The sequence below is a fragment of the Halomonas icarae genome, assembly GCF_009901955.1.
Classification (GTDB): Bacteria; Pseudomonadota; Gammaproteobacteria; order Pseudomonadales; family Halomonadaceae; genus Halomonas; species Halomonas icarae.
Window position 1 is genome coordinate 1,104,187 of the sequence record NZ_WUTS01000001.1, and the last position, 20,088, is coordinate 1,124,274.

21 protein-coding genes and 1 tRNA gene are annotated in these 20,088 nt (G+C 63.7%); 7 read left to right on the forward strand and 15 right to left on the reverse strand.

The window, feature by feature from the left end; genetic code table 11:
• Positions 1–10: 10 nt before the first annotated feature.
• The 7 genes from tusC to GRB80_RS05215 form a co-directional block, all read right to left on the reverse strand.
• On the reverse strand, positions 11–385 hold the full coding sequence (tusC, locus tag GRB80_RS05185) for a sulfurtransferase complex subunit TusC (RefSeq protein ID WP_161422765.1): 375 nt from the start codon (positions 383–385) through the stop codon (positions 11–13).
• Between the two features lie 12 nt (positions 386–397).
• On the reverse strand, positions 398–790 hold the full coding sequence (gene tusD, locus GRB80_RS05190) for a sulfurtransferase complex subunit TusD (RefSeq protein ID WP_132040999.1): 393 nt from the start codon (positions 788–790) through the stop codon (positions 398–400).
• Positions 791–870: 80 nt separating this feature from the next.
• Positions 871–1,545, reverse strand: a complete 675-nt coding sequence (locus GRB80_RS05195) for a Bax inhibitor-1/YccA family protein (RefSeq protein ID WP_132040998.1) — start codon at positions 1,543–1,545, stop codon at positions 871–873.
• 91 nt (positions 1,546–1,636) lie between these two features.
• Positions 1,637–2,089 (reverse strand): NUDIX hydrolase, encoded by a 453-nt coding sequence (locus tag GRB80_RS05200; RefSeq protein WP_132040997.1) that lies wholly within the window; start codon positions 2,087–2,089, stop codon positions 1,637–1,639.
• A gap of 116 nt (positions 2,090–2,205) precedes the next feature.
• Positions 2,206–2,760, reverse strand: a complete 555-nt coding sequence (locus GRB80_RS05205; RefSeq protein ID WP_161422766.1) for a YaeQ family protein — start codon at positions 2,758–2,760, stop codon at positions 2,206–2,208.
• Positions 2,761–2,977: 217 nt separating this feature from the next.
• Positions 2,978–3,067: transfer RNA gene (locus tag GRB80_RS05210), tRNA-Ser, on the reverse strand.
• An 86-nt stretch (positions 3,068–3,153) separates the two neighbouring features.
• Positions 3,154–4,860, reverse strand: a complete 1,707-nt coding sequence (locus tag GRB80_RS05215) for a potassium/proton antiporter (RefSeq protein WP_161422767.1) — start codon at positions 4,858–4,860, stop codon at positions 3,154–3,156.
• 155 nt (positions 4,861–5,015) lie between these two features.
• Here GRB80_RS05215 and GRB80_RS05220 point away from each other — a divergent pair, with 155 nt between their 5' ends.
• Entirely contained in the window at positions 5,016–6,212 is a 1,197-nt protein-coding gene (locus GRB80_RS05220; RefSeq protein WP_161422768.1) for an ABC transporter substrate-binding protein, read from the forward strand.
• Positions 6,213–6,242: 30 nt separating this feature from the next.
• Here GRB80_RS05220 and GRB80_RS05225 read toward each other — a convergent pair whose 3' ends face one another.
• From GRB80_RS05225 to GRB80_RS05235, 3 genes are all read right to left on the reverse strand, one after another.
• Positions 6,243–7,016, reverse strand: a complete 774-nt coding sequence (locus tag GRB80_RS05225; protein WP_161422769.1) for an alpha/beta fold hydrolase — start codon at positions 7,014–7,016, stop codon at positions 6,243–6,245.
• A gap of 58 nt (positions 7,017–7,074) precedes the next feature.
• Positions 7,075–7,758: a 7-cyano-7-deazaguanine/7-aminomethyl-7-deazaguanine transporter gene (locus tag GRB80_RS05230; protein ID WP_161422770.1), complete on the reverse strand. Its 684-nt coding sequence runs from the start codon at positions 7,756–7,758 to the stop codon at positions 7,075–7,077.
• 176 nt (positions 7,759–7,934) lie between these two features.
• Positions 7,935–9,866, reverse strand: a complete 1,932-nt coding sequence (locus GRB80_RS05235; RefSeq protein ID WP_272922926.1) for a propionyl-CoA synthetase — start codon at positions 9,864–9,866, stop codon at positions 7,935–7,937.
• 265 nt (positions 9,867–10,131) lie between these two features.
• Here GRB80_RS05235 and GRB80_RS05240 point away from each other — a divergent pair, with 265 nt between their 5' ends.
• Positions 10,132–10,458, forward strand: coding sequence for an ArsR/SmtB family transcription factor (locus GRB80_RS05240; RefSeq protein ID WP_161422772.1), 327 nt, complete (start codon positions 10,132–10,134; stop codon positions 10,456–10,458).
• Positions 10,459–10,520: 62 nt separating this feature from the next.
• Here GRB80_RS05240 and sohB read toward each other — a convergent pair whose 3' ends face one another.
• Complete coding sequence (sohB, locus tag GRB80_RS05245; protein ID WP_161422773.1) at positions 10,521–11,570, reverse strand: protease SohB; 1,050 nt, start codon at positions 11,568–11,570, stop codon at positions 10,521–10,523.
• 149 nt (positions 11,571–11,719) lie between these two features.
• Here sohB and GRB80_RS05250 point away from each other — a divergent pair, with 149 nt between their 5' ends.
• Entirely contained in the window at positions 11,720–12,031 is a 312-nt protein-coding gene (locus GRB80_RS05250; protein WP_161422774.1) for an SCP2 sterol-binding domain-containing protein, read from the forward strand.
• 37 nt (positions 12,032–12,068) lie between these two features.
• Here GRB80_RS05250 and nudC read toward each other — a convergent pair whose 3' ends face one another.
• The 4 genes from nudC to GRB80_RS05270 are packed head-to-tail and all read right to left on the reverse strand — an operon-like array spanning position 12,069 to position 14,850.
• Positions 12,069–12,839 carry an NAD(+) diphosphatase gene (gene nudC / locus GRB80_RS05255; RefSeq protein WP_161422775.1) on the reverse strand — a complete coding sequence of 257 codons (771 nt, stop codon included), beginning with the start codon at positions 12,837–12,839 and terminating at the stop codon, positions 12,069–12,071.
• Positions 12,839–13,579 (reverse strand): DNA polymerase III subunit epsilon, encoded by a 741-nt coding sequence (gene dnaQ / locus GRB80_RS05260; protein WP_132040986.1) that lies wholly within the window; start codon positions 13,577–13,579, stop codon positions 12,839–12,841. Before dnaQ ends, nudC begins: the two co-directional genes overlap by 1 nt.
• A gap of 10 nt (positions 13,580–13,589) precedes the next feature.
• A complete protein-coding gene (rnhA, locus tag GRB80_RS05265) occupies positions 13,590–14,057 on the reverse strand; it encodes a ribonuclease HI (protein WP_161422776.1) in 468 nt (155 codons plus the stop codon).
• Positions 14,050–14,850 (reverse strand): class I SAM-dependent methyltransferase, encoded by an 801-nt coding sequence (locus tag GRB80_RS05270; RefSeq protein ID WP_161422777.1) that lies wholly within the window; start codon positions 14,848–14,850, stop codon positions 14,050–14,052. Before GRB80_RS05270 ends, rnhA begins: the two co-directional genes overlap by 8 nt.
• A 68-nt stretch (positions 14,851–14,918) precedes the next feature.
• Here GRB80_RS05270 and gloB point away from each other — a divergent pair, with 68 nt between their 5' ends.
• From gloB to GRB80_RS05290, 4 genes are all read left to right on the forward strand, one after another.
• Positions 14,919–15,686 (forward strand): hydroxyacylglutathione hydrolase, encoded by a 768-nt coding sequence (gene gloB / locus GRB80_RS05275; RefSeq protein ID WP_161422778.1) that lies wholly within the window; start codon positions 14,919–14,921, stop codon positions 15,684–15,686.
• A 72-nt stretch (positions 15,687–15,758) separates the two neighbouring features.
• Entirely contained in the window at positions 15,759–16,949 is a 1,191-nt protein-coding gene (locus GRB80_RS05280; protein ID WP_161422779.1) for a transglycosylase SLT domain-containing protein, read from the forward strand.
• A 94-nt stretch (positions 16,950–17,043) separates the two neighbouring features.
• Complete coding sequence (locus GRB80_RS05285) at positions 17,044–18,936, forward strand: extracellular solute-binding protein (protein WP_161422780.1); 1,893 nt, start codon at positions 17,044–17,046, stop codon at positions 18,934–18,936.
• Positions 18,937–19,014: 78 nt separating this feature from the next.
• Positions 19,015–20,088 (forward strand): microcin C ABC transporter permease YejB, encoded by a 1,074-nt coding sequence (locus tag GRB80_RS05290; RefSeq protein ID WP_161422781.1) that lies wholly within the window; start codon positions 19,015–19,017, stop codon positions 20,086–20,088.

A 20,088-nucleotide genomic window follows, 5' to 3' on the forward strand; every position in this document is an offset into this window, starting at 1 on the left:
GCGTGCCTCGTCAGAAATTCAGTACCAGGGCATGTGATGCCACCAGGCGGGAGATCTCGGCGTCGTCCACCCCCGTGACAGGGAGCATCAGCTGATCGCTGGTCAAACCGAGCTCATCCATGCCCCGCTGCTCCACCAGCAGGTTGTCGATGTCGTACATCTCGAGCATGGCGAGTGTCGGGGCCGTACCCTTCTGCCCCAGCGGGCCTGCCTGTTGCCCCTCAAGCAGCGCCGTAATGCCCTCGCCCATGAACAGCAGCGTGACTCGCCGATCGAAGGCCGCAGCGACCAGGGCGACATCGAGTCCCTCCTTGAGCCAGCTGGAGCCATGAGGGGCATGGCGCAGGATCACCATCAGCTCGGCCTGAGATGTTGCATCTTGCATCGGAAACTCTCCTCAGGGGCCGAAGGTGATCAGGCGATCGCAGCGCAGACCCAGGTCGACGAGCTGCCCCAGCCCCGTCAGCTCGAAGGGTGGTGCAACGCTGGCCCCCAGCTTGCCATGCCGTGCGGCCTCCTGTTCATCGAGCAGGCCACGCCTCAGGGCGGCGGCAATGCACACCTGGAGGGGAACGGAGTGCTCCCGCGCCAGCTCGGCCCAGCTATCGACCAGATGTGGCTCATCCTGTGGCGGCGCGGCAAGCCTGGCCGCGTTATGCACGCCGTCATGGTAGAAGAACACTCCTTCGACATCATGCCCCCGCGCCAGCAGCGCGCGGGTAAAACGCAAGGCGGAGTGGGATGCCTGGCTGGTGTAGGGCGCATCGAGTAGAAGGATGGCGTAGCGCATCCGGGGACTCCTGAAACTGGCCTGCAAACAGACTGGCCCCGCCGAAGCGGGGCCAGCCCTGTCTCGCGTGACTCGCGCTGTCAGTCGCTGCTCATGATGCCCAGCAGGGAGAGCAGGCTGACGAAGAGGTTGTAGATCGACACATAGAGCGTGATGGTGGCCAGAATGTAGTTGGTCTCACCGGCGCGATGAACGATCTCACTGGTCTGATAGAGGATCGCCGCGGAAGAGAACAGCACGAAGCCGGCGGATACCATCAGCATCAGCGCGGGGATCTGGAAGAACAGCCCGGCGACCATGGCCAGCACCAGCACGATGGCACCCGCCATCATGAAGTTGCCCAGGAAGCTGAAGTCCTTCTTGGTGATCAGCGCCACGGCGGAGAGGCCGATGAAGGTCAGCCCGGTCATCGCCAGGGCATTCATCACCAGGGCGGCGCCGTTGGGCATCGCCAGATAGGCGTTTAGGATCGGCCCCAGGGTGAAGCCCATAAAGCCGGTGAAGGCGAAGGTGGCCAGCAGCCCCATCGCGGAGTTTGCCGTCTTGTGGACCAGGAACATCAGTCCATAGGCACCGATGAAGAACACCAGAATGTTCATGCGCTCGATACCCATCGCCATGGCGGCGCCCGCCGTCACGGCGGAGAAGAGCAGCGTCATGGCCAGCAGGCCATAGGTGTTGCGCAATACCTTGCTGGTATTGCTGACTCCCACCTGACTCTGCTGGCGGCTAATCTGTGACTCTTGGTAGGCCATTGATCCTGTGCTCCCTAACGTCAGTTGATCTTGCCAATCGACTAGCATGCCGGCTGGAAGTTCCTCGCGCAAGAGCTTGATGCACTGGACCTCAACGCTGTTTCTGCTGGTCTCCTGCCGCCAATAGCGCGCCAGCGACCCTGGCCGCACTGCTGCAGACATCGGGCCCCGCCTTTTCCAGTGCATCCCGATCGAGCCAGACCAGCTCCCTGGCGTCGCTTGCCGCAGCCTCTTCCCCGCCCTGCCACGCCATGCGCAGCACGACCACCACATGATGTGAGCGTAGATGGTCCATGGGGTCATGGTCGAGCACATCGATGGCGGCAAGCACCTCACCCGCATTGGCCAGCACCCCGGTTTCTTCGCGCAGCTCACGCTCGGCGGCGGCCTTGAGCGTCTCGCCAGGCTCCACCTTGCCCCCGGGCAGAGCCAACCTCCCGGCGTTCGGGGCATGGGCACGGCGAACCATCAGGATCCGCTCGTTGCGGATCACGGCAGCGGCAACCGCGAGTGTCGGGCGGGGCAAGGTGTCAGGCGTCGACATGGGGTGTCTCGCAGCAGCGGGCGTCCCACTACTTTGCGAGCTCCTCCCCCTGCCCGCAAGGGGGCTTTGCCAGCGGAGCGGCTGACGGGTCAGCTTCCCGAAGCACGGTCTGCCAACTACCGCCGCGTGTCGGCTTCCTGGCGTACCTCGACGCCAACCTCCAATGCCGCCTCGGCACTGGCCAGCCAGATGGCGCCATCCTGGATGGTGATATTGAACTCCATGCCGCGCTGCACCAACTGCACCAGCGCTGCCATGGTCTCCGGCGAGATGTCATAGACGGAGAGATTGCCCAGGTTGGCCAGCTTGCTGCCGAGCTGCTCCCACCAGATGCCCGCTCCTTGACCGCTGTAGGTATAGAGCACCACCTGGCGGGCGCGGCCGCAGGCACGGCGTATCTCGCGTTCATCCGGCTGTCCCAGCTGAATCCACAGCTCAATCTCGTCGGTCAGGCTCCGCACCCAGAGATCGGGCTCATTGTCGGTGCTGACACCGCGACCGAAGGCGAGATCTTCATGGGCATGTCGGGCGAAGGCCACCACGCGCAGCATCATGCGCTCGTCGGTCTCCGAGGGGTGACGAGCAAGGGTAAGAACATGGTCACCGTAGTAGTGGCGGTCCAGATCGGCAATCTGGAGCCTTGCCTTGTAGATCGTGGCTTTCAATGCCATTCGGGTGGCCTCGAGGAAAGGATGCTATGGCAGAAGGTAGGTAAGGGTAGCCAACCTGGTGGCGACAAGACGTGGCGAGATAGTCGCAAGGCGGGCGACCCAGGAGTAACCCGTCGCCTCCAGGCAGTCGCCGAGGTCAGGGGATGAACCACATGGGCCAGGAGAGAGGCTTAAAAAAAGAAAAAGCCACTGAGAACAGTGGCTTTTCCTAGTGTAGTGGCGGAGGGACAGGGATTCGAACCCTGGGTAGGCTCTCACCTACGCCGGTTTTCAAGACCGGTGCATTCAACCGCTCTGCCATCCCTCCGGCTTACGGCGGTGAATATTACCAGCTTTCTCTCTCAGGTCAAGAGCCAATGGCGATCAATGCCTTAGCGGATATATCGGCGATGGCTAGTAAAGCCGCAGACCGACCCGGGTGACGCGGTTGCCATCCATCTCGCTGACGACCCAGTGGATGCCGTGCCAGTCCACATCATCGCCGACCACCGGGTGGCCACCGACACGCAACGAGACAAACTCGCTGAGGCTCATCTCCCGCTCACCGGGACTCAGGGTCAGCCCGTAGGCATCGGCGATATCCTGCATCCTGGCCTCCCCTTCGAAGGTGAACGTGCCGAAGAAGGCGCGTTCCTGCTTGAGCTTCGCCTCTCCATTGAAGAGCCGATTCAGCGCCGGCAGATCCTCGCTGCGACCGATCACGCAAAGCACATCCTCCAGCTGCAATCGCGTACTCCCCTTGGGGTGTAGCATGGCGTGCTCACGAAAGAGGGCCGAGATCAGGGCGCCGGAGGGAAAGCGCAGCAGGCGAATGGGGACGTCGGCGAGATCCTCGTTCTCGACCCGGTAGACGAACATCTCGTAATCGTTCTCGGGCAGAATTCCCAGAGGGCCGCGATGGTTGGGGCTGACCGGTGTCGGTATCAGCACCCGGGTCCACCGCGCCATCAGCGACAGCGTGCCGCCCTGCAGCAACAGGGATAACAGTACCACCGCGAAGGCCACATTGAAGTAGAGCTCCGCCCCCTCCACGCCACCGATCACCGGGAAGATCGCCAGTACGATCGGCACGGCTCCACGCAGGCCGACCCAGGAGATGAAGCCGAGCTCGCGCCAGCGAAACTTGAAGAAGGGCTTGAGCGAGACCAGTACCGCCAGGGGGCGCGCCACAAAGATCAGCATCAGCCCCACCAGGGTCGCAGGCAGCGCATAGTGCAGCAGGTCCGATGGCGATACCAGCAGGCCCAACACCAGGAAGAGCCCTATCTGACTGAGCCAGGCCAGGCCATCATGGACCGGCAGGATGTAGTTGAGGTGGCGTCCCTTCTGGTTGCCGATCATCAGGCCGGCCAGATAGATCGCCAGGAAGCCGCTGCCACCGAGAAAGCTGGTCAGGCCAAAGATACAGAACCCCAGCGACAGGGCGAGCAGAGAGTAGAGCCCGGGCGCCAGATCGACCCAGCGCAGCAGACGGCCACTTAACCAGCCGGCACCCACCCCGATCACCAGGCCGAGGCCGAACTGCTCGATCAGCATCAGCCCGGTCTCCATGGGCCCACCGATGTCGCCGACCAGGATCTCCACCAGCACCAGGGTCAGGAAAATCGCCATGGGATCGTTGGTGCCGGACTCGATCTCCAGGGTCGCCCCGACCCGCTCGTTGAGATTCAGGCCTCGCCCGCTGAGCATCGAGAACACCGCGGCCGCATCGGTCGAGCCCACGATGGCTCCTACCAGCAGGCCTTCGACCAGACCGAGGTCGAATATCCACATCGCAAACAGGCCGACCAGCCCCCCGGTGATAAAGACACCGGCAGACGCCAGGGTCAAAGCTGGCTTGAAGGCGACGCGGAAAGTCTTCAGGCGTGTCCGCAGTCCGCCATCGAGGAGAATCATGGCCAGGGCCAGATGGCTGATCAGAAAGGCCAGGGGGTAGTTATCGAACTCGATCCCAAGCACTCCCTCCTCGCCGGCCAGCATGCCCAGACCAAGGAAGATCAGCAGGAGAGGAAGGCCAATCATTGAGGAGACTCGGCTACCGAGCACGCTCAGGGCGATAAGCAGCCCGGTGAAGAAGAACAGGGTGTTGATGACGTCCATGGCATCCTCTCAAGAGCGGGCCATGCATTATTGCATGTGCCCGGAAAGCGCGCGACAGGCCTGGGTGAGAGCTCCCGACACCAACTGGCGGGGTAGCCGGAGATCCGGATACACTGGCCTGCGGCCGCACACCCCATCAGCCGCGGAGCTCATGAATGCCCAAGCAGCATGCCTCTCCCTACTGGCGTCACCGATGCCTCGCTCTCAGCTTGCTGGTACTCCAGACACTCACGCCCCCCCTGACCTGGGCCGCGGAGAGCCTCGAGGCACCTCCCCCGCCGCTGACCCTGGAGGGCGATGTGATGGTGCCGAATATTGAGCCCTTGCCAAAAGCTGCCTCGGAGTCCAGGAAAGGGGGCGAGTCAGAGGAGATCCCCCTTGGCGACCAGGCAGAACTCGTCGAACCTGCCATTCCTGTACCCAGCGTTATTCATTCGCCCCCTGAGCCATTGGCGCCGCCGCCGCTGGAGGCGTTGACCATCATGCTCGACTGGTACCCCAGCCTGCACCACGCCGCGCTGATCCTGGCGGCGAGCAACGGGCTGCCCCAGCGCGAAGGCCTCGAGCTGGAGATTCGGACACCGGCCGACCCAGGCGCGCCGCTTCGCCTCCTCGATGCCAGACTCATCGACCTGGCGCTCACCCACCAGCTGCAACTGCATCTGCAGGTCGACCGTGGCAAGGCTCCCCTCCGCGTCGCGACGCTGGTCGACACTCCGCTGACCGGTGTGGTGACACGCGAGTCCGCCGGTGTCGAGGGGCCGGAGGGGTTCGCCGGACTCAGCCTCGGGCACGCGACCGACGTGGCCCGAGATATACTATTACCGGCACTTATCGAGCCTCACGGCATCAGCACCGACGAGGTTCAGCTAGTCGAGACCGGCTTTGCCCTGGCCACCGCCATGACCGAGCAGACCCTGGACGGGCTGGTGACGCCCCTGCGCCTGACACTGCCTCGTCAGCTGGCGAACCGAGGCGTGGCAAACCGACTGCTCAAGGTAGAGGAGTACGGCATCCCTCATCATGACGGCCTGATACTCGTGGCGCACCGCGACCAGTTCCCTCGCTTGCGAGAGCCAATCAACGAGCTGCTCGACATCCTGCGCGAGACCACCCTCTGGATAATCGAGCACCCCAACGCGGCCTGGGAAGCCCTGATCGAGCAGGAGCCTACGCTTGACACCTCCGCGAACCGGGCAAGCTGGAATGCCAACCTGCTGCGCATGAGCGCCCAGCCGGCAGCACTGGACAGCAGGCGCTACCGCCGTGTCGAGGCCTACCTACATGAAAACGGGCTGATCGATACGATCAGCCCACTGGAGAAATTGGCGGTGGACCCTGGTGCTCAGTAGCCTCCAGGAACAGCGCCTGGGTAAAGGGCGCTACAGCGCGTCGATAAAGGTATCGATGGCCCCACGAAATGCCTCTGGCTGTTCGGCATGTAGCCAATGCCCGGCGTCCAGCGTCACCAGCTGTGCCTCCGGCAATACCTTGCGCAGTGCCGGAAGGTGTTCGTCGGCGACATAGTGGGAGGCACTGCCTCGCAGCACCAGGGTGGGCCCGGTAAAGGGCTTGCTTCCCGCCGGCTCGGCCATGATCGACTCATAGTCTGACTGAATCTGGTCCAGCCCGAGGCGTAGCACCAGTCCCTCGTCTTCACCACGCATCAGATTGGTGGCCAGGAACAGGCGCACCGCCCGCTCCTTCACATGCTCCGCCAGCAGCGCATCGGCCTCGCGGCGATTCGCGGGGCGACCCTCCTTCACTCGGCGCAGTCCCGCCATGACACTGTCGTGATCGTGCCCATAGGCCACCGGCGCGATATCTCCGATGATCAGCGATGCGACCCGCTCAGGGGCCTGACGCGCCAGGGTGATCGCCACCTTACCGCCCATGGAGTGTCCGAGAAGGTGGGCACGGGAGATCGAAAGACTATCGAGCAGGGCCAGGATATCGTCGGCCATTGCCGTGTAACCCATGCCCTCCACATGCGGGGAGCGACCGTGGTTGCGCAAATCCACCGCCACCACCCGATGACGCTGCTCCCAGGCCTTGATATGGGAGCGCCAGTTATCGGCACTGCCGAACAGGCCGTGGATCACCACCAGTGGCGTGCCATCGCCACCGGTATCCAGGTAGTTGAGCTCGATCGACATAAAAGGGTCCTCGTCCGGGGGGAGGCGGGAAACAGGGGGCGAAAAAAGAAACCGACAATCAGTAGCGAGCACGCACCGCGTCGGGTGCCATATCATCACTCCCGGTAACACTCACCAGGCGGCGGCTTAGCCAGGCCAGCAGCACGCCATAGAGGGGTAGGAAAAACACCACACTGATCAGCAGCTTGACCGCGTAGTCCACCAGGGCGATCTCCAACCAGTTGGCTGCCATGAAGGCATCGGGGCTGTTATAGAAGGCAATCGAGAAGAATGCCAGGGTGTCGGCCAAATTGCCCAGTACCGTGGAGATCGCCGGTGCCACCCACCAGGCGCGCAGTCGACGCAGGCGATCGAAGACATGAACATCGAGCAGCTGTCCCAGCACATAGGCCATGAAGCTGGCCACAGCAATGCGCGCGACAAACAGGTCCCACTCGCCAAGCGCCTGGAGCCCCGCAAAGCTGCCACGGGGAAATACCACCGAGACGGTATAGGAGATCACCAGCGCCGGAAGCATCACCCGCATGATGATCGCCCGAGCAGGCCCCTTGCCAAACAGACGCACGGTCAGGTCGGTCGCCAGAAAGATGAAGGGAAAGCTAAATGCCCCCCAGGTAGTATGCAGGCCGAACATCGTAAATGGCAGCTGTACCAGATAGTTGCTGGCGGCGATAACGGCAATGTGGAAGGTCACCAGCAGCGCCAGGCAGCGGCGATACTGTAGATCAGACAACACAAACATCTTGAGTCCTTTTTTGGGGAGGGGTGAGGGAACCCTCATGCAAGAATGCGTCAGTAGCGACGCGGCGCGGGCGCATTATACGGCGTGAGGGGCCGACTGGCCATGCGCCCTGCCCGAAACGCCGCACGCCGCCCCATGGGGCGGCGTGCGGATCGTGTCATATCACCCAGGGAGGCCTATACCTGGCGCGCTTCACTGGCGGCACCGACGTCATGGGCCTGCATGGCCTCATGAATCTCCTCGAGACTCGCCGGGTCATCGATGGTGGAGGGAATCGAGTATTCCTTGCCATCGGCGATATTGCGCAACAGCTTGCGCAGGATCTTGCCCGAACGCGTCTTGGGCAGGCGATCCACCACCAGCACCTGCTTGAAGCAGGCAATCGGTCCGATCTTCTGCCGCACCAGGGCGATCAGCTCCGTCTCCAGCTCAACCTCCCGCCCATCGAAGCCATCCTTCGGAATGACCAGACCCACCGGCAGTTGCCCCTTGAGCGCATCATGGATACCGATGACGGCACACTCTGCCACGGCGGGGTGGTCGCCGACGACCTCCTCCATCTCGCCGGTGGAGAGGCGATGGCCGGCCACATTGATGACATCATCGGTGCGCCCCATGATGAACAGATAGCCGTCCTCATCGATATAGCCGCCATCCCCGGTCAAATAGTAACCCGGGTAGGCTGCCATATAGGCCGTGTGAAAACGCTGGGGATCCCCCCACACCCCCGTCAGGCAGCCCGGCGGCAGGGGCTGTTTGATCACCACGCTGCCCTGGGCCATGGGCGCCATGGACTCCCCTTCACGGTCGAGGATCTGCACGTTGTAGCCTGGTACCGGCACGGTGGCACTGCCCGCCTTGGTGGGCATGGGCTCGAGGCCATGGAGGTTGGCGGCGATGGGCCAGCCGCTCTCGGTCTGCCACCAGTGATCGATGACCGGCACGTCGAGCAGATCATCCAGCCAGTGGAAGGTCGGCGGGTCGAGGCGCTCCCCCGCCAGGAACAGCGCCTTGAGACTCGAGATATCGTGCTGCGCCAGCAGCTTGCCGTCCGGATCCTCCTTCTTGACGGCACGGAAGGCCGTCGGCGCGGTGAAGAAGCTCTTCACCCGATACTCCTCGATGATCCGCCAGAACGCCCCGGCATCCGGGGTCTTTACCGGTTTCCCCTCATACACGACGGTGGTCGCCCCGCGCAGCAGCGGCGCGTACACGATGTAGGAGTGACCGACCACCCAGCCCACATCCGACGCCGAGAAGAATACCTCGCCCGGTGCCACGTCATAGATCACGTCCATGGAGTAGTTCAGCGCGACCGCATAGCCACCGGTATCGCGCACTACCCCCTTGGGCTTGCCCGTAGTACCCGAGGTGTACAGAACATAGAGGGGATCGGTACCCTTCACCGGCACACAGTCGGCGGGCGTCGAGGTCTCGATGAGCGTCGCCCAGTCATGGTCGCGCTCACCCAGCTCGGCGAGATGCTGCTCGCGCTGAAAGATCACGCAGGCATCGGGCTTGTGGGCACTCTGCTCGATGGCCGTGTCGACGATGGGCTTGTAGGGCAGGACCTTGCCTACCTCGACGCCACAGGAAGCGGCCACCACCACCTTGGGCGTGGCATCTTCGATACGCACCGCCAGCTCGTGGGGCGCGAAGCCACCGAACACGACCGAGTGCACGGCACCCAGCCTGGCACAGGCATACATGGCGATCAGAGCCTCGGGCACCATGGGCATGTAGATCACCACCCGGTCGCCCTTCTCGACCCCCATCGCCTTGAGGGCGCCGGCGAACCGCGCCACCTGGTCACGCATCTGGCGATACGTCAGCGTGCGCTTGCTGTCGGTCACCGGCGAGTCCCATAACAGGGCCGGCTGATCCCCCCTACCCTGCTCGACATGATGGTCGAGTGCGGCATACGCAATATTCAGCTCGCCATCACCAAACCAGCGGGCATGACTGGCCTCATCGTACTCGAGGATCCTCTCAGGCTTCTTGAACCAGGGAATGCGGCGAGCCTGCTCGGCCCAGAAGGTTTCAGGTTGCTCGATCGAACGACGAAATTCATTGGCGTAGGTATTCATGGCGCTCCTGTCACGATTCAGTGCAAATGATTGTTGACACTGTAATGCACAGGCTTCCAGGATCCCTCATACAATAGGCTAACTTTCGACGAAAGACGCAGGAGATGGAGTTCTATTGTCAACAACTTCCCACAATACGCGGATGGTGATCCGTGAAAAAACGCTGTCTCAACGCCCACAGGCGACAAGAAGTAGTCTATGCTTGAGCAAAGCATGATATACCGTCACGGCGCTTGTCAGCGCTCGATACACTCTCTCCACTTAACATGCAGCGCGGGGACATGCCATGAAAACTCCCAGCCGCGAGGCAGCAAGACTCATCGAAGCGGGGAGTGGCGCCATTGATCGCGCCACCGCCCTGCTCAAGGCGATGGCCAACGACAATCGGCTTCGCATCCTCTGTCTGCTCGACGCGGGTGAAATGTCGGTGACCGAGCTCAACGGGCATCTGGCATTGAGCCAGTCGGCGCTCTCACAGCACCTCGCCATCCTGCGTCGCGAGGAGCTGGTCTCGACCCGACGCAGCTCTCAGACCATCTACTACTCGCTGCAGGGTGACAGCGTCAGGTCGATCATCGCCACTCTCGTTGACCTAGGCCTGGCAGATCGCTGATATCCAAGGATCAGGCACTGCGTCTTTAGGCCGGAGGGGCAAGCCTCTGGCCTGGGGCTCAATCAGCGCTTCTGCCAGAGGCTGGCATCCAGCGCCTGGGCACCACGCAGCAGCGTCTGTTCTACACCGGCGGATACCGCCGCACCAAGCCGTTCGGCCAGCCGGCGTGAAGGCTCCAGCTTGACCCGTATCACCCTGGCCTCCTGCATGCGCTCTGCCAGATAGGCCTCGCTGGTGCCCAGAGCATCGACCAACCCCCTGTCGAGGGCCTCACTGCCGTACCAGATCTCGCCGGTGGCGATCGCCTCGATATCAAGCTCGGGCCGGCGCTCTGCCACATGGCGCTTGAACAGCTCGTGGGTCCTCTCCAGATCATCGATGAACTTCTCGCGCCCCTCATTGGTATTCTCACCGAGCACCGTCAGGGTGCGCTTGTAGCGTCCGGCGGTCAGCACCTCGACATCGATATCGTGGCGCTTGAGCAGACGGTGCACATTGGGCACCTGGGCCACCACACCGATCGAGCCCACCACTGCCAGTGGTGCTGCCCTCACGCTGTCTGCCCCACACGCCATCAGGTAACCACCGCTTGCGGCCACCTTGTCGATACAGACCGTCGTGGCCAGTCCCGCGTCACGCAGGCGGTCGAGCTCGGCGGCGGCCAGACCATAGGCATGCACCAGGCCACCCGCAGACTCGAGGCGCACCACCACTTCGTCTCCCGACTCGGCTGCCGCGATGATCGCCGAAATCTCTTCGGCGAAGCGGTCGGTCCCGCTGGCTCGAATATCCCCATGGAAGTCGATCAGCCAGACCGTCGACCGGCGCTCCTCTCCCTCATGCTTATGAGACTTGCCGGCCTTGGCCTGCTGCTTGTCCTCGCGACGAAAGGCCTTGAGCAGGCGCTTGCGGGCCCCCGGCTCGCTGGCCGCCAGCCGCAATCGCCGCTTCCTTTCGTCACGCCCCCGATTGAGTTCCACGAGCTTGAGCCGTGAGTCGCTGCCCGCCTCCTGTCGCAATCTGGCCACCACCGCGACTGCGAGCCCGACCACCAGCACCACACTCAGCAACTGGACCAGAAACAGTCCGACGTCCGCCAGCCACTCTCCCATCAATGCCTCCCTAGCGACCCGGAGCCCTGTACACGACAACAGCTCTGTAAATAACAACAGCTCTGCGCATCACAACAGCTAAGGCCCGCTTGATTAAAACAGTTGTTTGAAATACGCTCACGCCATCCCCCAACCCGCAGGAGTCTCACTTGAGCCAGTCTACCCTCGACACCCTGACGTCTCGCTTCGACCCCCAGGCCGCCAGCGGCATGGATGAGGTCTTCCAGTTCCATTTCGACGATGCCGAGAGCCACTACCTGGTCATCCAGGATGAGTCGCTGAGCGTCGAGCAGGGGGAACACGACGCCCCCTCCGTCAGCTTGACCATGAGCACCGCGACACTCAAGGGCCTGATGACCGGCGAGGTCAACGGCATGACGGCCTTCATGACCGGCAAGCTCAAGGCCACCGGCAACGTCATGCTGGCCACCAAGCTGACCAGCCTGTTTCCCGGCGAATAACCGCAACTCTCCGTCCCAGTCGAGCCCGTCGCTGAACTTAGCGGGCCGCCACCTCGGCCAGATGTGTCTCGATCAGGGCCCGTGAGATCGAGTAGAGCGGAGGCAGCTGAGGTAGCTGGCGTGGAGAGAACCAGGCGGCATCGGCGATCTCCACGCCATCGATGCGGATGCGTCGACTGGCCGCCTCGGCGAAGAAGCCGAGCATCAGGGCGTGGGGAAACGGCCAGGCCTGGCTGCGAAAGTAGCGAATCCTGCCTACGCTCACCCCCACTTCCTCGAAGATCTCGCGGCGCACCGCCTCCTCTGCCGACTCCCCGGGCTCGATAAAGCCTGCCAGGGTCGAGTAACGCCGTGGTGGAAAGCGCGGACTGCGCGCCAGCAACAGCGACTCCCCATGCGTCACCAGAGTGATGATACAGGGCGAGATGCGAGGATAGTTGCGGTGCCCGCAACCGTGGCAATGCATGGCAAACTCGGCATCGAGACGGGCCGCCGGAGCGCCGCATCGACCGCAGAAGCGATGGTTGCGTAGCCAGGCGGCCACCTGCAGCGAGGTCGAGACCAGCCCGAAGCGCGACTCCGGCAGCCGCGCCAGCCACTCACGCCCGCTTGGCCAGTCATCGCCCGCCTCGGCCTCGAGAGAGAGCGCCACCGGCACGTCATGCCAATAGCCCAGCGGCTGCATCTGCTCCGTCCAGGGAATGACCGGCTGCAGGACCCCGCCGTCGGGCGCTGGCGCGATGCACCCTTCGGCAAGTCGAATCACATGGCCTTCTCGCGCCTCGAGGGGGAGTTCGCGACGCAGCATCAGTGCACAATCCCTTTCACGCCATCCCACAGGCACTCACCCGCCGCCTCGCGGATGCTTGCCAGCTTCTTGCGATGGGCGGCCAGCTCCTGGTCGCTTGGCGTCGACACGCGCAGCTGCCCCGCCGCTATCGATACGGGGCGATGCTGGATGCCGGCCTTTCTGCCCCCCTCCGCATTCATGGAGGCGTCCAGAAGCAGGGCGGTCTGGCCACCGGTCATCGCCAGATAGACCTCAGCGAGGATCTCGGCATCAAGCAGGGCGCCGTGGAGGACCCGGTGACCGTTATCGATCTCGTAGCGCTTGCACAGCGCATCCAGGTTGTTGCGCTGGCCTGGATGCTTGTCGCGTGCCAGCTGCAGGGTATCGAGAATGCGACAATGCTCCGCCACCGGCCCCAGCCGTGGCTCGCCGCGCGAGGCGTTGAGCATGGTCAGCTCATGGTCGATAAACCCCACATCGAAGGGAGCGTTATGGATGACCAGCTCGCCACCCTCGATAAAGGCCCAGAACTCATCCGCGATCTCCGCGAACAGTGGCTCACCGGCAACCCGTTCATTGGTGATGCCATGCACCGAGATCGCCTCCTCCTCGATCTCGCGCTCGGGGTTGATGAACTGGTGGTAGGTACGCCCGGTCAGTCGGCGATTGACCATCTCCACCGCGCCGATCTCGATCAGGCGGTGGCCTTCCCTGGGGTCAATGCCCGTGGTCTCGGTGTCCAGAATTATCTGACGCATCACATCTCCCTCACGTCTGCTGGCGGTGGCTGTCGATGGCCTCATTGGCAAGCGCATCGGCGCGCTCATTCCCCGGATGACCGCTATGCCCCTTGACCCAGTGCCACTCGATCTCGTGGCGGTGGGTCTCCTCGAGCAGCTCCTTCCACAGCTCGGCATTCTTGACCGGCTGTCGACCGGCCGTCTTCCAGCCCCGCTTGACCCAGCCATGGATCCACTCGGTGATGCCGCGGCGCAGATACTCTGAATCGGTCCATAGCGCCACACGACAGGAGCGCTTGAGCTCGCGCAGTGCCATGATCGCCGCCATCAGCTCCATGCGATTATTGGTGGTGCGCGCCTCGTAGCCATTCAGCGTTTTCTCATGCGGTCCGCTGATCAGCAGCGACCCCCAGCCACCGGGTCCCGGATTGCCACGACAGGCACCATCGGTATAGATAGTCACCGACGGCGTACCGCCGGCCTCTGAGTCACTCACTCTCTGTCATCCCTCTCTCTTGAACCGTCAGCTGTCGAGCCACCCTGTGGTCGGGCTCCAGACGGGCCGCCCCAAATGCCGCCCCTCCCAGCGGAGCAGTAAAACGTAATCCACTTCTTCGGGTCTCGATCAGCTGCGGACGGCGCTGAGCCTGGATCATGTAACTGTCACCCAATGGCAGGTTGTAGCGACGTCCCAGCGTTTCGAAGAGCGCATTACGGGGCAGGCGTCCCGGCAGGTGAAAAGCGCAGTAGTCTACCCGTTCGATCTCGAAGTCGACAAACGCCAACCAGTCGCGCAATCGGTTGGGAGAGCGCCACTGACCACGCCAGGGAAGTCGCTGGCGACGCGCGGGTGATAGCCGTCCCATGGCCATGGGAGACAACGGCATCCAGCCGAAGAGAATGAGCCGCCCCTCATCGGCGGTGATGCGTGCGGCCTCCTGCAGCATGTGATGCGGATCGGGCGCCACCTCGAGCAGGTGATGGACAACCACCAGGCTCAGGCTGTCGTCGGGCAGTGGCAGGGCATCGGGCGAGCAGACCAGCGTCGAGGCCCCCTGGGCCAGCTCTCGCGTGGGCGCCCACTGCATCGCGTGGCGTACCGGACACATGTCGGCCAACACGCTGCCAAATCCCAGCTCGAGACTGTGCATGCCGAAGAGCCGCTCACAGACCGGCCCCAGGCAGGCCCTTTCGGCACACCGTATGGCTTCACCCGTCGGTGTGGACCAGAAGCGCTGGCCTTCGCGATACAGTGCCGCCAGCCGCTGGGCACCCCTGTCGGTTGACATGTCCCTCCCTACTCTTCATATTAAGCGGATTTTGCGAACCGTTCATGCCCACTCAGGACACTCAGCCCATGTTGAGCGTGACACCGATTCCCGCGTTTAGCGATAACTATATCTGGCTTCTGCGTCAGGATACGACCCCCGATGTCTGCGTGGTGGACCCCGGCGATGCCGCCCCGGTCATCGAGCTGCTCGAGCGCGAGTCGTTGACACTCTCGACGGTGCTGATCACGCACCACCACCGGGATCATACCGGTGGCCTATCCGAGCTTATCGAACGCTACTCACCGCAGGTGATTGGCCCCGATAACGATGCCATCGACGGCATCGGCACCAGGGTGGGCGAGGGCGATGAGGTTCGCGTCATGGGACGGCTGTTCGAGGTGATCGCGGTGCCCGGCCATACCCTGGATCATATCGCATTCTTCACCGCCGGCATTCCGCCACTGCTGTTCGGCGGCGACGCCCTGTTCAGTGCCGGTTGCGGCCGCCTCTTCGAAGGCACCCCGGCACAGATGCACGCCTCGCTGCAGAAGCTGGCGGCACTGCCCGATGACACCCTTGTCTTCGCCGCCCATGAATACACTCAGGCCAATCTGCGCTTTGCGTTGGCCGTCGACCCCCACAATCCGGACGTGGTCCAGGCCATGGAAGAGTGCCAGCGTGCCAGGGAGCTAGATCGCCCGACACTGCCCACCTCCCTGGCTCGCGAGAAACGCATCAATCCCTTCCTGCGCGTGGCAGATGCCGGCGTACGCCAGGCCAGCTCGGCCCATGGCGACGTCGACAGTGACGAGGCGACCTTCGCCACCCTGCGCGCCTGGAAGGACAACTTCTGAACTCGATCCAGGACGCCTGATGCCTTCCGGCACTGCCGGAGGCCAAGCCGTGCCTTGGAGGAACACGACCGGATGACCTACTACACCACTCGCCGCCGGCTCTTCGCCTTCGCCAGCAGCGCGGCCCTGCTCGGGGCCTTGATGACCGCCGGCGCCCAGATACAGGCAGCGACATTCGACCAGAGCCGTGGCGACCGAGCGGCGCAGCATGCCACCTTCACGCCCTCCCCCCGCCTGACGTCCCAGCACTTCTGGAACGAACTGGCGGTTGAGCCCCGTGATGCCTGGAGCCAGCTGCGCGACAGCTTCCAGTGGCAGGACGAGCGGGACGAGCCACGCGTGCAGGCCTGGATCGACCACTATCGCCGGTCCCCGCACAATATCGCCGAAATCACCGAGCGTGCACGCCCCTGGCTGGCCTGGATCACCCAGAAGGTCGAGGAGCGCGGCCTGCCCGGCGAGATCGCCCTGATTCCGTTTATCGAAAGCTCCTTCGATCCGAGCGCCCGCTCCCATCGTGGCGCCGCCGGTCTGTGGCAGTTCATGCCGCGCACCGGTGACTCCCTGGGCTTGAGCCGTCAGCGCGGCTACGACGGGCGTCTGGACGTGGTGGCCTCGACCTACGCCGCCCTCGACTATATCGAATACCAGGCCGACCAGTGGTACGAGGGCGATCTCGAGCTCTCCCTGGCGGCCTATAACGCCGGCGCCGGCACCGTCAACAAGGCGCGCCGCCGGGCTCTCGCCCAGGGCAGGAGCGGCGACTACTGGAGTCTTTCGCTGCCCCGCGAAACCATGAACTACGTGCCCAAGCTCAAGGCCATCGCCGCCATCATCGATTCGCCCGAGGAGTACCAGGTCACCCTCCCCGCCATCGAGAATGCCCCGGCCTTCGCCAAGATCCCCGTGGAGCGCCCATTGCGCCTGGACGAGGCTGCCCGCCTCGCCGGCGTCTCGAAGGGTACGATCGCCGAGCTCAACCCGGGGGTAACCGGCGGCACGGTTCTCCCCGGCAATGATCGTGTGCTGCTGGTACCTGCCGAACGCGCCGACGCCATGCTGGCACGCCTCGACACTCCCGCGGCGCCAGGCGGCACCCAGGACTCCCGCTACCGGGTGCAGCGTGGCGACACCCTGGCCGAGATCGCCGCCCTTCAGGGCATCAGCGTCGCCGAGCTGCGCCAGGCCAACGGCCTTTCGGGCAACCTGATTCGCCCGGGGCAGACGCTCGAGCTTCCCACCCGCAGCCTCGCCTCGCGTTAAGCACGGCATGGGTATTGTCTTTCACGCTCGAGACTGACACCTTATCAGGTAACGCCGGCGCCAGCCGGCGTTACCGTCGACACGGGATGTCTGAATGCCTACACCATCACGCCGCTGCCTAGCCGCCTCACATCTCTTGCTGCTTTCACTTTTCGGCCTGTTCGGCCTCTTCGCTTCTCAGGCCAGCGCCCAAGCCGCACCCGACCCGAAGGCCCCGGCGACGAACGATGACAGAGTTCCCACCGTGCATGGCCTCTCGCTCTACGGTGAGCCGGCACTCCCCGCAGGCTTCGCGCACTTTCCCTACGTCAATCCCGAGGCGCCCAAGGGGGGCAGCCTGACCCAGGCCGCCGTGGGGGGCAGCTTCGACTCCACCAACCCCTTTATCATTCGTGGCACCCCCGCCGCCGGGGTTTCGCGCATCTACGACACCCTGCTCGAGGGCAACCCCGACGAGCCCTTCTCGCTCTATGGACTGCTGGCCGAAGGCATCCGGCTGGACCCCGACCGGGAGTGGATCGAGTTCGATCTGCGCCCCGAGGCACGCTTCCACGACGGTGAGCCCCTGACGGCCAGAGACGTCGTCTTCAGCTTTGAACTGCTCACCGAACAGGGCAACCCCTTCTACGGGGCCTACTACGCCGACGTCGAGAGTGTGACCGCCCTGGACGATGACACGGTGCGCTTCGCGTTCGCCTCCACCCACTCTCGGGAGCTGCCGCTGATCGTCGGCCAGTTGCCGATCCTGCCCAAACACTACTGGGAAGGCCGCGACTTCGGCTCACCGACCCTGGAGCGACACCCCGGCTCCGGACCCTATCGCATCGCCGAGGTCGACCCTGGGAGACGCATCGTCTATCAGCGCGTGGAAGACTACTGGGCACGTGACCTGCCGGTGAAGCGTGGCCGCCATAATATCGACCGCCTGATCTATGACTATTACCGCGACCGGGATATCGCCTGGGAGGCCTTCAAGGCCGGGGTGCTGGACTATCGTGTCGATGCTCGCGCCGCCACCTGGGCCACCGGCTACGACTTCCCGGCCTTCAACAACGGGCTGATCAGGAAACTCCGGGTGCCCGACGGTCAGCCGGCGCCGATGCAGGCCTTTATCTACAATCTGCGCCAGGAGAAGTTTCAGGACCCCAGGGTCCGCGAGGCCCTGGCATTGACCTTCGACTTCCCCTGGCTCAACGCCAATATCTTCTACGACGCCTATCGACGCACCGAGAGCTTCTTCCAGAACTCCGAGATGGCCGCCACGGGACTGCCGAGTGAGGCCGAGCTAGAGGTGCTGGCGCCCTGGCGAGAGCAGTTGCCCGAGGATGTGTTCAGCGAGCCGCTGCCCATGGACCACCCCGAGGCGCTGCGTGAGCGGCTGCGCCTCGCCCTCACGCTGCTTCAGGAGGCGGGATACGAAGTGCGCGACGGTAGCCTGGTGGAGGCCGAGACAGGCCAGCCCCTGGCGCTCGAGGTGCTGCTCTACGACAGCGGTCTGGAACGGGTAGTCCAGCCGATGCTGCGCAACATGGCGCGCCTGGGGATCCGTGGCACCATTCGCATCGTCGATATCAACCAGTATCTGAACCGTCTGCGCAGCTTCGACTTCGACCTGGTGGTCGGCCAGTTCCCCCAGTCCAACAACCCCGGCAACGAGCAGCGGGAGTTCTGGACCAGCGACTATGCCCAGACGCCCCAGAGCCGCAACCTGATGGGGCTGGCGAGCCCGGTCGTCGACGACCTGGTCGAGCGGCTGATCCGAGCCGACAGTCGCGAGAGCCTCAACACCCTCACCCGGGCCCTCGATCGTGTGCTGCGCCACCAGTTTATCGTCATCCCCCACTACCACTCCGGCGAAACCCGGCTGGCGGTGTGGGACAAGTTCGGCTGGCCCGAGCCCTCGCCCCAATACGGCATGGATCTCGAGGCCTGGTGGGTGGATCCCGAACGGGCAACACGCATCGAAGAGCGTCAGCAGGGAGACTAGGGACATGTCGATGACCGGCAGGGTCCGCTACCCACAAGGGCGGCGACCACGAGGACTGCGAACACGAGGGCCACAAACGTGAGCCGCTATATCCTGCGCCGCCTGCTGCTGATGGTCCCGACCCTGCTCGGCATCATGCTGCTCAACTTCATCATCGTGCAGGCCGCCCCCGGCGGCCCCATCGACCAGATGCTCGCCCGCTTCGAGGGAATCAACAGCCTCTCGAGCACGCGCCTCGACACCGGCGGCGGCGAGGTGGTGGTGCAAGATGAGTCGCGGGGTGCCAGAGGCATCGATCCACGCTTTATCGAGCAGCTCGAGGCCCAGTTCGGCTTCGACCAGCCCGCCCACGAGCGCTTTATCGGCATGCTGGCGGATTACGCCACCTTCGACTTCGGGGTCAGCTTCTTTCGCGACCGACCGGTCATCGAGCTGATGATCGAGCGCCTGCCGGTGTCGGTGTCGCTGGGGCTATGGACCACCCTGCTGGTCTATCTGATCTCGATTCCGCTGGGGATTCGCAAGGCCCTGCGCCATGGTTCGCGCTTCGATGTCTGGTCCTCGGGGTTGGTCATCGTCGGCTATGCCATCCCCGGTTTCCTGTTCGCCATCCTGTTGATCGTGCTGTTCGCCGGCGGCAGCTACTGGGACCTCTTTCCCCTGCGCGGCCTCACCTCCCCGAACTTCGATGATCTCTCGGCCTGGGGCAAGATCAAGGACTATGTCTGGCACATCACCCTGCCGGTGATCGCCATGACCATCGGCAGCTTCGCGACCTTGACCATGCTCACCAAGAACAGCTTCCTGGACGAGATTCACAAGCAGTATGTGCTGACCGCTCGCGCCAAGGGGGCCAGCGACCAGAGAGTGCTCTACGGCCACGTCTTCCGCAACGCCATGCTGATCATCATCGCCGGCCTCCCCGGCGCGCTGATCTCGATCTTCTTCACCGGGTCGCTGCTGATCGAGGTAATCTTCTCCCTGGAGGGGCTCGGGCTGCTCGGCTTCGAGGCGGTGATGCAGCGCGACTACCCGGTGATCTTCGGCACCCTGTTCCTCTATACGCTGATCGGCCTGCTTCTCAAGCTGGTCTCCGACCTCACCTATGTATGGGTCGATCCCCGCATCGACTTCGAGACACGGGAGTCCTGA